This is a genomic window from Citrobacter sp. Cpo069 (assembly GCF_030332785.1).
Lineage (GTDB): Bacteria > Pseudomonadota > Gammaproteobacteria > Enterobacterales > Enterobacteriaceae > Citrobacter > Citrobacter portucalensis.
Genome location: NZ_JAOWHD010000061.1, coordinates 57,977 through 70,834, shown reverse-complemented (window position 1 = coordinate 70,834; position 12,858 = coordinate 57,977). Strand labels below are relative to the sequence as shown.

The window sequence follows — 12,858 nt, the reverse complement described above, 5'->3', positions numbered from 1 at the left end:
CTCCTTAGAAATACCCCTGACGTTTCTTCAGCTCCATGGAGCCCGCCTGGTCGCGGTCAATCACGCGGCCCTGACGTTCACTGGTGGTTGAGACCAGCATCTCTTCGATAATTTCCGGCAGCGTCTGCGCATTCGACTCCACCGCGCCTGTCAGCGGCCAGCAGCCGAGCGTACGGAAACGCACCATGCGTTTTTTAATCACTTCCCCGGGCTGCAGATCGATTCTGTCGTCATCAATCATCATCAGCATGCCGTCGCGTTCCAGCACCGGACGCTCCGCCGCCAGATACAGCGGCACGATGTCGATATTTTCCAGCCAGATGTATTGCCAGATATCCTGTTCAGTCCAGTTAGAGAGCGGGAAGACGCGAATGCTTTCGCCTTTGTTAATCTGCCCGTTGTAGTTATGCCACAGCTCCGGGCGCTGGTTTTTCGGGTCCCAGCGATGAAAACGATCGCGGAAAGAGTAAATGCGCTCTTTGGCACGTGATTTCTCTTCGTCACGACGAGCACCACCAAACGCGGCATCGAAACCGTATTTATTCAGCGCCTGCTTCAGCCCTTCGGTTTTCATAATGTCGGTATGCTTGGCGCTGCCGTGAACGAACGGGTTGATGCCCATCGCCACCCCTTCCGGGTTTTTATGCACCAGCAGTTCACAGCCGTAGGCTTTCGCCGTGCGGTCACGAAACTCGTACATTTCGCTGAATTTCCAGCCGGTATCAACGTGCAGCAATGGGAACGGCAGCGTGCCCGGATAAAACGCTTTACGCGCCAGATGCAGCATTACGCTGGAATCTTTGCCGATGGAATACATCATCACCGGATTAGAAAACTCGGCGGCCACCTCACGAATGATATGGATGCTTTCCGCTTCCAGTTGCCGCAGGTGGGTAAGTCGTTTTTGATCCATAACCGTTCCTATGTAATGCCGTTATTTTGCTAACGATGCTCAGATAACCTGACTATAGGGAGGGCAAGAGGGCGAATGAAATTACGAATTGGAATGAGTAGTTCCTCAAAGGAATAACGATCCGGAAAAGCAAATATCAAAAAGTGCTTAAGCTACCGGAATTCGGGCATTTAGGAGCAAATGAAATTGTTTTACCTCGATCACGGTTTCATACTAGCGGCTGAAAATTTCTGCTTGGTATTTAAGGACTCATCATGTTTCTCGCATTGCGCCACCTTCTTGCAGCCATGGCGCTCGGCGCGTGCTTCATCCTTCCCGCACAGGCAACATCTTCGAAGCCCGGAGATATAGCAAATACCCAGGCTCGATATATCGCAACGTTTTTCCCAGGCCGCGTGACGGGATCTCCGGCAGAAATGTTGTCTGCTGATTATATACGTCAACAATTTCAGCAGATGGGTTATAGCAGCGATATTCGGACGTTTAATAGCCGTTATGTTTATACCGCCAAAGATAACCGTAAAAACTGGCATAACGTAACGGGAAGCACCGTTATTGCTGCACATGAAGGCAAAGCGCCGCAACAGATTATTATTATGGCGCACCTCGACACCTACGCCGCACAAAGCGACGCCGATTCCGATGCCAATCTGGGTGGATTAACCCTGCAAGGTATCGATGACAACGCTGCAGGTGTTGGCGTAATGCTGGAACTGGCGGAAAAACTCAAAAACGTGCCGACACAGTACGGTATTCGATTTATCGCCACCAGCGGCGAGGAAGAAGGCAAACTGGGCGCGGAGAACATCCTGAAGCGAATGAGCGCCGCCGAGAAGAAAAACACGCTGCTGGTTATCAACCTCGATAACCTGATCGTCGGCGATAAGCTCTATTTCAATAGCGGTAAGAAAACCCCGGAAGCGGTGCGAAAACTGACGCGCGACCGGGCACTGGCTATCGCGCACAGCCGCGGTATCGTTGCCAGCACCAATCCAGGTCTGAACAAAGACTATCCGAAAGGCACTGGATGTTGTAACGATGCAGAGGTCTTCGACAACGCGGGGATTGCCGTTCTTTCAGTTGAAGCGACCAACTGGAACCTGGGCAAGAAAGATGGCTATCAGCAGCGCGCCAAAAGCGCCTCTTTCCCGGCAGGCAACAGCTGGCACGACGTGCGACTGGATAACCAACAGCATATCGATAAAGCGTTACCGGGCCGGATAGAGCACCGTAGCCGCGACGTGGTACGCATTATGCTGCCACTGGTAAAAGAACTGGCAAAAGCGGGTAAATCCTGAAGAAGTGGTCCGGTAGGATGTAAATCTTACCGGCCCCCTTTCCTGTTACCCTTCGTGCAGTCCGCACTCGCGTTTCAATCCGAAGAAACGCGTCTCTTCTTCCGCCATACCCGGCTCCCATTTGCGGGTGGTGTGGGTATCGCCTACCGACAGATAGCCCTGATCCCACAACGGATGGTATTTCAAACCGTGTTTTTGCAGATACTGGTAAACCGTACGGTTGTCCCAGTCGATGATCGGCAGAACTTTAAACACGCCACGCTGGATAGCCAGCACCGGCAAATGCGCACGACTGCCCGATTGCTCTCGACGCAGACCGGCAAACCAGGTTTGCGCGTTCAGCTCCTGCAGCGCCCGGTTCATCGGCTCGACTTTGTTGATGTCATTGTATTTTTCAATGCCTTCAACGCCCTGCTCCCACAGTTTGCCGTAGCGCGCTTCTTGCCAGGCCGCACTTTCCTTTGCCCGGTAGACTTGCAGATTAAGCTTAAGCTTGTCCGTTAACTCATCAATAAACTGATAGGTTTCCGGGAACAGGTAGCCAGTATCGGTGAGGATCACCGGGATATCCGGGCGAATCTGATTTATCAGATGCAGGCTCACTGCCGCCTGGATACCAAAACTTGATGACAGTACATATTCACCAGGCAGGTTTTCCAGCGCCCACGCTACGCGATCCTCGGCGCTCAATTTTTCCAGTTGGTCGTTGGTTTGTGCCAACGCCATAACGCGTTCAACTTTCGGCAGTTCGTTCAACGCGTTGAGATCGAGTTTGGACATAAGTTCCTCACTGTTTGCCTTGCCTGATGGCGCTGCGCTTATCAGGCCTACCGATTCAGCAGACCCGATAAGTCAATTTCACATTATTCCCAGAAATCCCGGGCGGGATCGAGCACCGGGCGAATAATGCCCGCACGCACCGTAAAGTCACCGAAGCCTTCACCCGCTTCGCGCTCTTTCGCCCAGCGCCCAATCAGTTCATCCAGCGATGCCAGAATTTCCGGCTCGGTGATGTTCTCTTTAAACATCCGGGGAATGCGAGTTCCGATACGGTTGCCCCCTAAATGGAGGTTGTAACGCCCGGGTGCTTTACCCACCAGACCAACTTCCGCCAGCATCGCACGACCACAACCGTTCGGGCAGCCGGTCACACGCATGACAATGTTTTCATCACTCAGGCTGTGCTTCGCCATCAGCGTGTCAATGTTGTCGATAAACGTTGGCAGGAAGCGCTCGGCTTCCGCCATCGCCAGCGGACAGGTCGGGAACGAGACGCAGGCCATCGAGTTTTCACGCTGCGGAGTGACCGCGTTCATTAAGCCACTCTTCTGCGCAATCTTCTCGATCTTCGCCTTTTCACTCTCAGGAACACCGGCAATGATCAGGTTCTGGTTCGCGGTAATGCGGAACTCACCTTTGTGGATCTTCGCGATCTCAAGCAGACCGGTTTTCAGCGGTCGGCCCGGATAATCGAGGATACGGCCGTTTTCAATAAACAACGTCAGATGCCATTTATTGTCGATCCCTTTCACCCAGCCGATACGATCGCCGCGACCGGTAAACTCGTACGGACGGATCGGCTCAAACTTGATCCCCGCCCGGCGCTCAACCTCTTCCTTGAAGGTGTCGACGCCGACGCGCTCAAGGGTGTATTTGGTTTTGGCATTTTTACGGTCGGTACGGTTACCCCAGTCGCGCTGAGTCGTCACCACCGCTTCCGCGACCGCCAGCGTATGCTCAAGCGGCAGATAGCCGAATTCGCTTGCCGTACGGGCGTAGGTTTTCTTGTTGCCGTGCTCAATCGACAAACCGCCGCCCACCAGCAGGTTGAAGCCCACCAGCTTGCCGTTTTCCGCAATCGCCACAAAGTTCATGTCGTTGGCGTGCAGATCGATGTCGTTCTGCGGTGGGATCACGACCGTGGTTTTAAACTTACGCGGCAGATAGGTTTGACCGAGGATCGGCTCTTCGTCGGTAGTCGCGACTTTTTCCTGATCCAGCCAGATCTCTGCATAGGCGCGGGTGCGCGGCAGCAGATGTTCGGAGATCTTTTTCGCCCACTCGTAGGCTTCCGCGTGCAGCTCAGATTCATACGGGTTGGAGGTGCACAGCACGTTACGGTTCATGTCGTTGGCTGTCGCCAGCGCGTCCAGGCCGACGGAGTGCAGCATTTGGTGTACCGGCTTAACGTTCTTCTTCAGAATGCCGTGAAACTGGAAGGTCTGACGGTTGGTCAGACGAATGCTGCCGTAAATGGTGTTGTCATGGGCGAACTTATCGATCGCCTGCCACTGTTTGGTGGTGATCACCCCACCTGGCAGACGACAGCGCAGCAGCATCGCGTGACGCGGCTCCAGCTTTTGCTCGGCACGTTCGGCGCGGATATCGCGGTCGTCCTGCTGGTACATACCGTGAAAACGGATCAGCAGGAAGTTGTCGCCTTTAAACCCGCCGGTCAGGCCGTCGTTTAAATCTTCGGCAATGGTACCGCGCAGATAGTTGCTTTCCAGCTTCATACGCTCAGCGTCGGACAGTTTGCCTTCGACCACCAATGGTCCTGGATGTTTTTCGCTCATTAGTAGACATCTCGCTGATAACGGCGCTCAATGCGCAGCTCACTTAAAAATTCATCCGCCGCTTCGATATCCATACCACCGAATTCGGCAATCACTTCCAACAACGCCTGCTCAACGTCTTTCGCCATGCGATTGGCGTCGCCACAGACATAAATGTGCGCACCGTCGTTAATCCAGCGCCACAGTTCCGCGCCCTGTTGGCGCAGTTTATCTTGTACGTAGACTTTTTCTTTTTGATCGCGGGACCAGGCGAGATCGATACGGCTCAGTACGCCCTCTTTGACGTAACGCTGCCATTCCACCTGATACAGGAAATCTTCGGTAAAGTGTGGGTTACCAAAAAACAGCCAGTTTTTGCCTTCGGCTCCGTCAGCCGCACGTTGCTGCATGAATGCACGGAACGGCGCAATCCCCGTACCCGGTCCAATCATAATTACCGGCGTCTGCGGGTTCGCTGGCAGACGGAAGTTGTCGTTGTGTTCAATGAACACGCGAACTTCACCTTCTTCTTCCACGCAGTCGGCGAGGAAACTGGAAGCACCACCAGCACGGGCGCGACCTTCTATCTCATAACGCACCACGCCCACGGTGACGTGCACTTCGCTTTCCACTTCCGCCTGGGAAGAAGCAATGGAGTACAAACGCGGCGTCAGCGGACGCAGAAGATCAACTAACGCCTGAGCATCCAGTTGCGCCGGAGAGAAGCGCACCATATCGACGATGGGCGTGGTTGCGGCGTAATGCTGCAACTGTGCTTTGTCACCGACTAACGGCAGCAAAGTTTCGCTGCGGGTTAAGGTGGCATAGTTCTCTACGATATTGCCGGTGTTAACCGTCAGCTCGAAATGCCACTGCAACGCTTCAGCGAGCGACAGGGTTTTGCCTTCAACCGTGACCGGCTCATCACCTTTCAGCCACAGCAGTTCAACCAGTTCTTTAACCAGAGCCGGGTCATTCTGATACCAGACGCCCAGCGCATCGCCCGGCTGATAACGCAGGCCAGAATCGCCTAAATCAATTTCAATATGGCGCACGTCTTTTTCAGAGTCGCGGCCGGTAATTTTCTGATTCACCGCAAGCGACGCCGTCAGCGGCGCTTCTTTGGTGTATGGGCTGGTGTGTACTTCATTTACTGCACCGCTCGCGGCAACTTGCACAGACGGTGCCGCAGGCGCACGCGCTTTCAGAACATCAACCAGACGAGCACGCCACTGCGCAGCCGCGGCCTGGTATTCGACATCGGCATCTACACGATCGAGCAGACGTTCACCGCCCAGCTCAGCCAGTTTCGCATCGAAGTCTTTTCCTGCCTGGCAGAAAAACTCATAAGAGGTATCGCCAAGACCAAATACGGCAAAAGCGGTGTTATCAAGCTTCGGCGCTTTTTTCGAGAACAGGAATTTATGCAACGCCACGGCTTCTTCCGCCGGTTCACCTTCCCCTTGCGTCGACGCCACCACGATCAGCAGTTTTTCATTGGCGATTTGTTTGAATTTATAGTCGCCAGCGTTGATGAGAGTAACGTTGAGCTTCGCGGCGATCAGATCATCGCGCAGGGCTTCCGCCACACGGCGCGCATTACCGGTTTGCGAGGCGGAGATAAGCGTAATGCCAGGCATTTCAGCGACAGGCGCAGTCGCCACCGCGTTGCTGCCAGGCTGCTGATTCAGCACGCCCCAAAAATAGCCAGAAACCCACGCAAGTTGTGCGGGAGTGAAATCGGTCGTGGCCGCCTGAAGGCGTGCCAGTTGCTCCGGGTTTAGCGGTAGCAAAGCGGAAGGTGGGGCCTGTGTCGTCATGCGTTGTCATGTTCCAGTAAGCAAAGCGGATTTCAGCAATAAAACCCAAACTGAAGATAAGGTTAACGGCGGGGATAGTAACAATTAAAGAAGGGATGGAAATAACAAATAACCAAATGGACTAACCTGTTTTAGTTATAGTTATTAACTGCAAAACAGATTATATAAGCATTTGATATATAAATAATTAACCAATATTGGTTGTATGAATATGTAGCTTTGGTACTGAGCATCCTTTTATACACTAAATAATTTAAGATGCATCGAGGCGGCAACTGAGCAAGTCCCCAGGAGCTTACATGAGTAAGTGACTGGGGCGAGCAAAGGCAGCCAACAAAGAAGCAGCTTAAAGAATGACGTGTATAAATAATGATAAAATTTGCTCTTTACGGTACCCTACCGCGGTTTTTCGCATTCTTGAGAGTAAAAAATGTCCACCACCTTGTTTAAAGATTTCACCTTCGAAGCCGCTCACCACCTGCCGCATGTACCGGAAGGGCATAAGTGTGGCCGCCTGCATGGTCACTCATTTATGGTGCGTCTTGAAATTACCGGTGAAGTCGATCCGCATACCGGTTGGATCATGGATTTTGCTGAGTTAAAAGCCGCGTTTAAGCCGACTTACGACAGACTCGATCACTACTATTTGAACGATATTCCTGGCTTAGAAAATCCAACCAGCGAAGTGCTGGCCAAATGGATTTGGGATCAGGTTAAACCTGTGGTCCCTCTGCTGAGTGCCGTAATGGTGAAAGAGACCTGCACAGCGGGCTGCGTATACCGCGGCGAGTGATTATAGGCTGGATGGCAATGCGTCTTATCCGGCCTGCAACGAGCAACAAACTCTGGCCGGGTAAGCGAAACGCCCCCGGCACAGTTATCAGGCAATATTCAGATACTTATGGGTCTGCATCGACAGACGCCAGTTACGCGCAATACAGGTATCAATGCACAAACGCGTCGCATCTTCTTTCTGGCTGATTGGCTGTAAGGCGATGATTCGCGGTTTGTCGTCACTCAACGTCGCCAGCAGTTCATCCAGTGCTTCAATATCGCGAACGCGACCAACCGGATGTTTGATTTCATTCGCGCGCTCCAGCGCCTGTGACAGCACATCATAGCCACCGCGCATATTCACCTTCGGCGATACGGTCACCCAGGTATTCGGCGTACAGCGTACTTCGTGCGTGCCGCTGGTCTCAATCTGGCAGCTAAAACCGTTCTTTTCCAGCAGGTCAGTCAGCGGCATCAGGTCATGAATGCAGGGCTCACCACCGGTGATCACCACGTGACGGGCGGTATAGCCCTGACGCGAAATGACCGCCAGCAGATCTTCGCTGCTCGCAGCACCCCATTTATCGCTTTCTTTGGTCTTGGCCAGGATGCTGTACAGGGAGACTTCCCGATCCTCAAGCTTATCCCAGGTGTGTTTGGTATCGCACCAGGCACAGCCAACCGGGCATCCCTGTAAACGAATAAAAATGGCGGGGACGCCGGTAAAGTAACCCTCACCTTGCAGGGTCTGGAACATCTCGTTAATCGGGTACTGCATAGCGCTCTCAATATGGGGATAAACGATAATTATCGCAGATCCCCGCCAAAGTATCATGCCCCATCGATGCTTTACGAGGCGATCGCTGCGACAAAGCGTGCCGTTATCTGCTGCGGACGGGTGATAGCCCCACCAACCACCACGGTATGGGCGCCTAATGCCAGGCATCGTGCAGCACGTTCAGGGGTATCAACGTTCCCTTCCGCCACAACCGGTACGCTAACCGCAGCCAACACATCACGTAAAAAACCGCAGTCGTTTTCCGCCAGCACATGCCCGGCAGTATCAGCGGTATAGCCGTAGAGCGTAGTGCCCACACAGTCAAAGCCCAGGCGCTCGGCGGTCACCGCTTCGTCTACGGTGGCAATATCCGCCATCAGCAGTACGGACGGATAGCGAGCGCGGATCTGCGTAAACAGTTCTTCCAGCGTTTGCCCACCGGGGCGCGGGCGCGCTGTCGCATCCAGAGCAATAATTTCCGGCTCAACGGTCATCAGTTCATCGACTTCCTGTAAAGTGGCCGTGATAAACACATCGCTACCCGGATAATCACGCTTGATAATCCCAATCACCGGCAGGGAGACGCTCTCTTTGATCGCGCGAATGTCCACCACGCTGTTCGCACGAATACCTACCGCACCGCCCTGCGCTGCCGCCAGCGCCATACGTGACATAATAAACGAGCTGTGCAGAGGCTCATTTTCCAGCGCCTGACAGGAGACGATTAATTTACCTTTCAGGGAATCCAGTACAGTTTTCATTACGATAAGATCTCTTCGACTTCGTTTTTAATGATGGTGACATGCGGGCCATAAATCACCTGAACCCCGTTACCGCGAATAATTACGCCACGGGCTCCGGTCGCTTTCAGCGCCGCTTCATCGACCTTGCTGCTCTCTTTCACCGTCACGCGCAGGCGTGTGGCGCAACAGTCCACCTCTTCCAGATTCTCTTTGCCTCCCAGCCCGGCGATCACTGCCGCTGCTCGCTCACTTTGCGGCAGGCCGGATTCAGTCGGCGCTGCGTTTTCACGACCTGGTGTCAACCAGTTAAAGCGGTTAATCAAATAGCGGAAGGTGAAGTAGTAAAGGAAGAACCACGGGATCCCCACCATGGGGACGTACATCCAGTTGGTTTTAGCTTCCCCCTGTAGCACGCCGAAAAGGAGGAAATCGATAAGCCCACCCGAAAAGGTTTGCCCGATGGTGATATGTAAAATATGCGCCATCATAAACGCCAGCCCATCGAAGAAGGCGTGAATGACGTATAACACGGGTGCGACAAACAGGAAGGAGAACTCGATAGGCTCAGTGATGCCTGTCAGGAAAGAGGTCAGGGCCGCTGACAACAGCAGACCAGCGACAAGTTTTCTGTTCTCAGGCTTGGCGGTGTGGTACATCGCCAGACATGCGCCAAGCAGGCCAAACATCATGGTGATGAAGCGCCCGGACATAAAGCGCGAGGTGCCCGCATAGAACTGCTGCGTATTCGGATCGGCAAGTTGCGCGAAGAAAATACGCTGCGTACCTTCAACTAACTGGCCGTTGACGATTTCACTACCGCCAAGCGCTGTCGTCCAGAACGGCAAATAAAAGATATGGTGTAAACCCAGTGGGCCAAGCATACGCAGGATGAAGCCGTACAACAGCGTCCCCAGATAGCCTGTCGCATCCACCAGACCACCCAGTCCAAAAATGAGTTTCTGGAAATGCGGCCAAACCACCGTCATGACCGCACCCACGACAATCGCGGCAAGGGAGCTAATAATCGGTACAAAGCGCGAACCGCTGAAGAAACCAAGGAACTGAGGTAATGAGACTTTATTGAAACGGCTATGCAGCGCACAGGTGACAAGCCCAATCACCACCCCACCGAACACACCCGTTTCCAGTGTCTGAATACCCAGCGTCATCCCCTGGCCTACGGCACCGGGATTCTCGTGTGCCAGCGTTCCGTTGAGCGTCAATAAAGCGTTGATGGTGGCGTTCATCACCAGAAATGCCAGCAATGCCGCAAGCCCGGCGGTGCCTTTATCCGTTTTCGCCAGTCCCACTGCGACACCTACCGCAAAGAGCACCGACAGGTTGGCAAACACAATAGAACCTGCGCTGGTCATGATCGTGAAGATTGCCTGTAACCAGTCAACGTCCAAAAACGGATAAGCAGTCAATGTGTTTGGATTCGACAGCGCGCCGCCAATCCCTAACAACAGCCCCGCAGCGGGCAGTACCGCAATCGGCAGCATGAACGATTTGCCGAACCGCTGTGCCTTTTCGAACCATGCGCCCGATGAAGCGCCGCTAAACATTTGCATCATTTTTTCATCTCCCCGATTAATGATGAAAATTTTTACCACATTTAATTTATAAAATGAAAATTATCATCAAAATCCAGGAAGCCGATCATACTTTTTTAAAATGACTGGCATCTCTCCCCTGCTTTCCGCCACACTATCAACAGAGAAACGCATTAAGGATTTTGCATGTCAGAAAATGAAAACCTGCTGCTGAGATTGCGCCAGGGCGTTGACGGATATAGCCGAACACAGCAGAAGCTGGGAGAGTTTGTGCTCAGCGATCCGGCAAAAGTTGTCTACCTGACGATTACCGAACTGGCGCGTGAAAGCGACACCAGCGAGGCGAGCGTCACACGTCTGTGCCGCGCACTAGGGTGTAAGGGTTATAACGAATTCAAAATGGCGCTGGCACTCGATCTCCAGCAAGGACAGCCGGTAGAGCACAGCGGAGATGAGATTGACAATGTGGTCAATGAATCCGTACAAGCGCTGCAGGACACAGCAAAATTACTCGACAGGACATTACTGGAATCCGCCGCTTTGGCGCTGCATCAGGCCCAGTCGGTACAGATTTATGGCGTAGCGGCCAGCGCTATTCTGGGTGAGTATTTACATTACAAACTCCTGCGCCTCGGCAAACCTGCACAATTGTTCAGTGACATGCATCGTGCAGCCATGAACGCCGCAACGCTTAACAAAGACACGCTGGTGGTAGCGATTTCCAGTTCAGGCTCGACGCGCGATCTACTGCATGTCGTTAAACTGGCGCGTAAGCAAGGCGTGCGCGTACTGGCGTTAAGTAATACGCCGCGCAGCCCGTTGGCTTCGCTGAGCGATATTCAACTGGTCGCAGCCAAACCAGAAGGTCCGTTGAGTGCTGGCGCGCTAAACGCCAAGGTGGGAGTGATGCTGTTGGTAGAACTACTGACTACGTCGCTGATTGCTCTGGATGAAAAGTACAGTAATGTGAGCCAGCAAACCGCCAGCGCGACCCTTCCTCTACTGCTTTAAGAGCATAAAAAAACCCGCCGCAGCGGGTTTTTACGTTAAGAGTTAAAGAACAGGATTACGCCTGACCTTTGATCTCTTTACGACCGTTGTACGGTGCTTGTTCACCCAGAGCTTCTTCGATACGAATCAGCTGGTTGTACTTAGCAACGCGGTCAGAACGGCTCATAGAACCAGTTTTGATCTGGCCTGCAGCAGTACCAACAGCCAGGTCAGCGATGGTAGCGTCTTCAGTTTCGCCAGAGCGGTGAGAGATGACAGCGGTGTAGCCAGCGTCTTTCGCCATTTTGATCGCAGCCAGAGTTTCGGTCAGAGAACCGATCTGGTTGAATTTGATCAGGATGGAGTTAACGATGCCTTTTTCGATGCCTTCTTTCAGGATCTTGGTGTTAGTTACGAACAGATCGTCACCAACCAGCTGGATTTTGTCGCCCAGTACTTTAGTCTGGTATGCGAAACCGTCCCAGTCAGACTCGTCCAGACCATCTTCGATGGATACGATCGGGTACTGTTTGGTCAGTTCTTCCAGGAAGTGAGTGAATTCTTCGGAGGTGAATGCTTTGTTGCCTTCGCCAGCCAGAACGTATTTACCGTCTTTGTAGAATTCAGAAGCTGCACAGTCCATCGCCAGGGTGATGTCTTTGCCCAGCTCGTAGCCAGCTGCTTTAACCGCTTCAGCGATTACAGCCAGAGCTTCAGCGTTGGAACCCAGGTTCGGCGCGTAGCCACCTTCGTCACCAACTGCAGTGTTCATACCTTTAGCTTTCAGAACTTTAGCCAGGTTGTGGAACACTTCAGAACCCATACGAACGGCTTCTTTCAGAGTCTTAGCGCCAACCGGCTGAATCATGAATTCCTGGATGTCGACGTTGTTGTCAGCGTGCTCACCACCGTTGATGATGTTCATCATCGGAACCGGCATGGAGTATTTACCCGGAGTACCGTTCAGTTCAGCGATGTGTGCATACAGCGGCAGGCCTTTTGCAGCTGCTGCTGCTTTGGCGTTCGCCAGGGACACAGCCAGGATGGCGTTTGCACCGAAGTTGGATTTGTTTTCAGTACCGTCCAGATCGATCATGATCTTGTCGATGCCAGCCTGATCTTTAGCATCTTTACCCAGCAGAGCCTGAGCAATTGGGCCGTTAACAGCTGCAACAGCTTTCAGTACGCCTTTACCCATGAAACGGGATTTGTCGCCATCGCGCAGTTCCAGTGCTTCGCGGGAACCAGTAGAAGCACCTGACGGAGCTGCTGCCATACCAACGAAACCACCTTCCAGGTGTACTTCGGCTTCAACAGTCGGGTTACCACGGGAGTCGATGATTTCACGACCGATGATTTTAACGATTTTGGACATTAGATTTTCCTCAGTACAAGTTAAACTAAAACTCCAGACAAACAATGCACCCTAATGGG

11 protein-coding genes are annotated in these 12,858 nt (G+C 52.9%); 3 read left to right on the top strand and 8 right to left on the bottom strand.

Annotated features, from left to right (window positions below; translation table 11 throughout):
• Window positions 1-4 precede the first annotated feature (4 nt).
• On the bottom strand, window positions 5-913 hold the full coding sequence (gene cysD, locus OGY08_RS20675) for a sulfate adenylyltransferase subunit CysD (protein WP_003034152.1): 909 nt from the start codon (window positions 911-913) through the stop codon (window positions 5-7).
• Between the two features lie 254 nt (window positions 914-1,167).
• On the opposite strand from cysD, the gene OGY08_RS20670 reads away from it, so the two are divergent.
• Window positions 1,168-2,211 (top strand): aminopeptidase, encoded by a 1,044-nt coding sequence (locus OGY08_RS20670; RefSeq protein ID WP_032944823.1) that lies wholly within the window; start codon window positions 1,168-1,170, stop codon window positions 2,209-2,211.
• A gap of 45 nt (window positions 2,212-2,256) precedes the next feature.
• Here OGY08_RS20670 and cysH read toward each other — a convergent pair whose 3' ends face one another.
• The 3 genes from cysH to cysJ form a co-directional block, all read right to left on the bottom strand.
• Window positions 2,257-2,991 carry a phosphoadenosine phosphosulfate reductase gene (cysH, locus tag OGY08_RS20665; RefSeq protein WP_125363206.1) on the bottom strand — a complete coding sequence of 245 codons (735 nt, stop codon included), beginning with the start codon at window positions 2,989-2,991 and terminating at the stop codon, window positions 2,257-2,259.
• Window positions 2,992-3,074: 83 nt separating this feature from the next.
• A complete protein-coding gene (cysI, locus tag OGY08_RS20660) occupies window positions 3,075-4,787 on the bottom strand; it encodes an assimilatory sulfite reductase (NADPH) hemoprotein subunit (RefSeq protein WP_125363207.1) in 1,713 nt (570 codons plus the stop codon).
• Window positions 4,787-6,586, bottom strand: a complete 1,800-nt coding sequence (gene cysJ / locus OGY08_RS20655) for an NADPH-dependent assimilatory sulfite reductase flavoprotein subunit (protein ID WP_125363208.1) — start codon at window positions 6,584-6,586, stop codon at window positions 4,787-4,789. Before cysJ ends, cysI begins: the two co-directional genes overlap by 1 nt.
• Window positions 6,587-7,016: 430 nt before the next feature.
• On the opposite strand from cysJ, the gene queD reads away from it, so the two are divergent.
• On the top strand, window positions 7,017-7,379 hold the full coding sequence (queD, locus tag OGY08_RS20650) for a 6-carboxytetrahydropterin synthase QueD (protein ID WP_003825707.1): 363 nt from the start codon (window positions 7,017-7,019) through the stop codon (window positions 7,377-7,379).
• Window positions 7,380-7,466: 87 nt separating this feature from the next.
• Here the strand turns inward: queD and queE are convergent, their stop codons facing one another.
• From queE to OGY08_RS20635, 3 genes are all read right to left on the bottom strand, one after another.
• Window positions 7,467-8,138 carry a 7-carboxy-7-deazaguanine synthase QueE gene (gene queE / locus OGY08_RS20645; protein WP_003034139.1) on the bottom strand — a complete coding sequence of 224 codons (672 nt, stop codon included), beginning with the start codon at window positions 8,136-8,138 and terminating at the stop codon, window positions 7,467-7,469.
• A 71-nt stretch (window positions 8,139-8,209) separates the two neighbouring features.
• Window positions 8,210-8,899 carry an N-acetylmannosamine-6-phosphate 2-epimerase gene (locus tag OGY08_RS20640; RefSeq protein WP_125363209.1) on the bottom strand — a complete coding sequence of 230 codons (690 nt, stop codon included), beginning with the start codon at window positions 8,897-8,899 and terminating at the stop codon, window positions 8,210-8,212.
• Complete coding sequence (locus OGY08_RS20635; RefSeq protein WP_003034134.1) at window positions 8,899-10,455, bottom strand: maltose/glucose-specific PTS transporter subunit IIC; 1,557 nt, start codon at window positions 10,453-10,455, stop codon at window positions 8,899-8,901. The genes OGY08_RS20640 and OGY08_RS20635 overlap by 1 nt, the downstream gene beginning before the upstream one ends.
• 165 nt (window positions 10,456-10,620) lie before the next feature.
• On the opposite strand from OGY08_RS20635, the gene OGY08_RS20630 reads away from it, so the two are divergent.
• The gene (locus tag OGY08_RS20630) at window positions 10,621-11,445 is read left to right on the top strand and encodes a MurR/RpiR family transcriptional regulator (protein WP_057068337.1); all 825 of its coding nucleotides are present in this window, start codon (window positions 10,621-10,623) and stop codon (window positions 11,443-11,445) included.
• Window positions 11,446-11,500: 55 nt separating this feature from the next.
• Here the strand turns inward: OGY08_RS20630 and eno are convergent, their stop codons facing one another.
• On the bottom strand, window positions 11,501-12,799 hold the full coding sequence (gene eno / locus OGY08_RS20625) for a phosphopyruvate hydratase (protein ID WP_003034129.1): 1,299 nt from the start codon (window positions 12,797-12,799) through the stop codon (window positions 11,501-11,503).
• Window positions 12,800-12,858: the final 59 nt, after the last annotated feature.

Excerpts from the sequence above, each read along its gene's own strand:
- OGY08_RS20630 (WP_057068337.1), top strand. The coding sequence starts at position 10,621 with ATGTCAGAAAATGAAAACCTGCTGCTGAGATTGCGCCAGGGCGTTGAC.
- cysD (WP_003034152.1), bottom strand. The coding sequence starts at position 913 with ATGGATCAAAAACGACTTACCCACCTGCGGCAACTGGAAGCGGAAAGC.
- cysH (WP_125363206.1), bottom strand. The coding sequence starts at position 2,991 with ATGTCCAAACTCGATCTCAACGCGTTGAACGAACTGCCGAAAGTTGAA.
- queD (WP_003825707.1), top strand. The coding sequence starts at position 7,017 with ATGTCCACCACCTTGTTTAAAGATTTCACCTTCGAAGCCGCTCACCAC.
- OGY08_RS20635 (WP_003034134.1), bottom strand. The coding sequence starts at position 10,455 with ATGATGCAAATGTTTAGCGGCGCTTCATCGGGCGCATGGTTCGAAAAG.
- eno (WP_003034129.1), bottom strand. The coding sequence starts at position 12,799 with ATGTCCAAAATCGTTAAAATCATCGGTCGTGAAATCATCGACTCCCGT.
- OGY08_RS20670 (WP_032944823.1), top strand. The coding sequence starts at position 1,168 with ATGTTTCTCGCATTGCGCCACCTTCTTGCAGCCATGGCGCTCGGCGCG.
- cysJ (WP_125363208.1), bottom strand. The coding sequence starts at position 6,586 with ATGACGACACAGGCCCCACCTTCCGCTTTGCTACCGCTAAACCCGGAG.
- queE (WP_003034139.1), bottom strand. The coding sequence starts at position 8,138 with ATGCAGTACCCGATTAACGAGATGTTCCAGACCCTGCAAGGTGAGGGT.
- OGY08_RS20640 (WP_125363209.1), bottom strand. The coding sequence starts at position 8,899 with ATGAAAACTGTACTGGATTCCCTGAAAGGTAAATTAATCGTCTCCTGT.
- cysI (WP_125363207.1), bottom strand. The coding sequence starts at position 4,787 with ATGAGCGAAAAACATCCAGGACCATTGGTGGTCGAAGGCAAACTGTCC.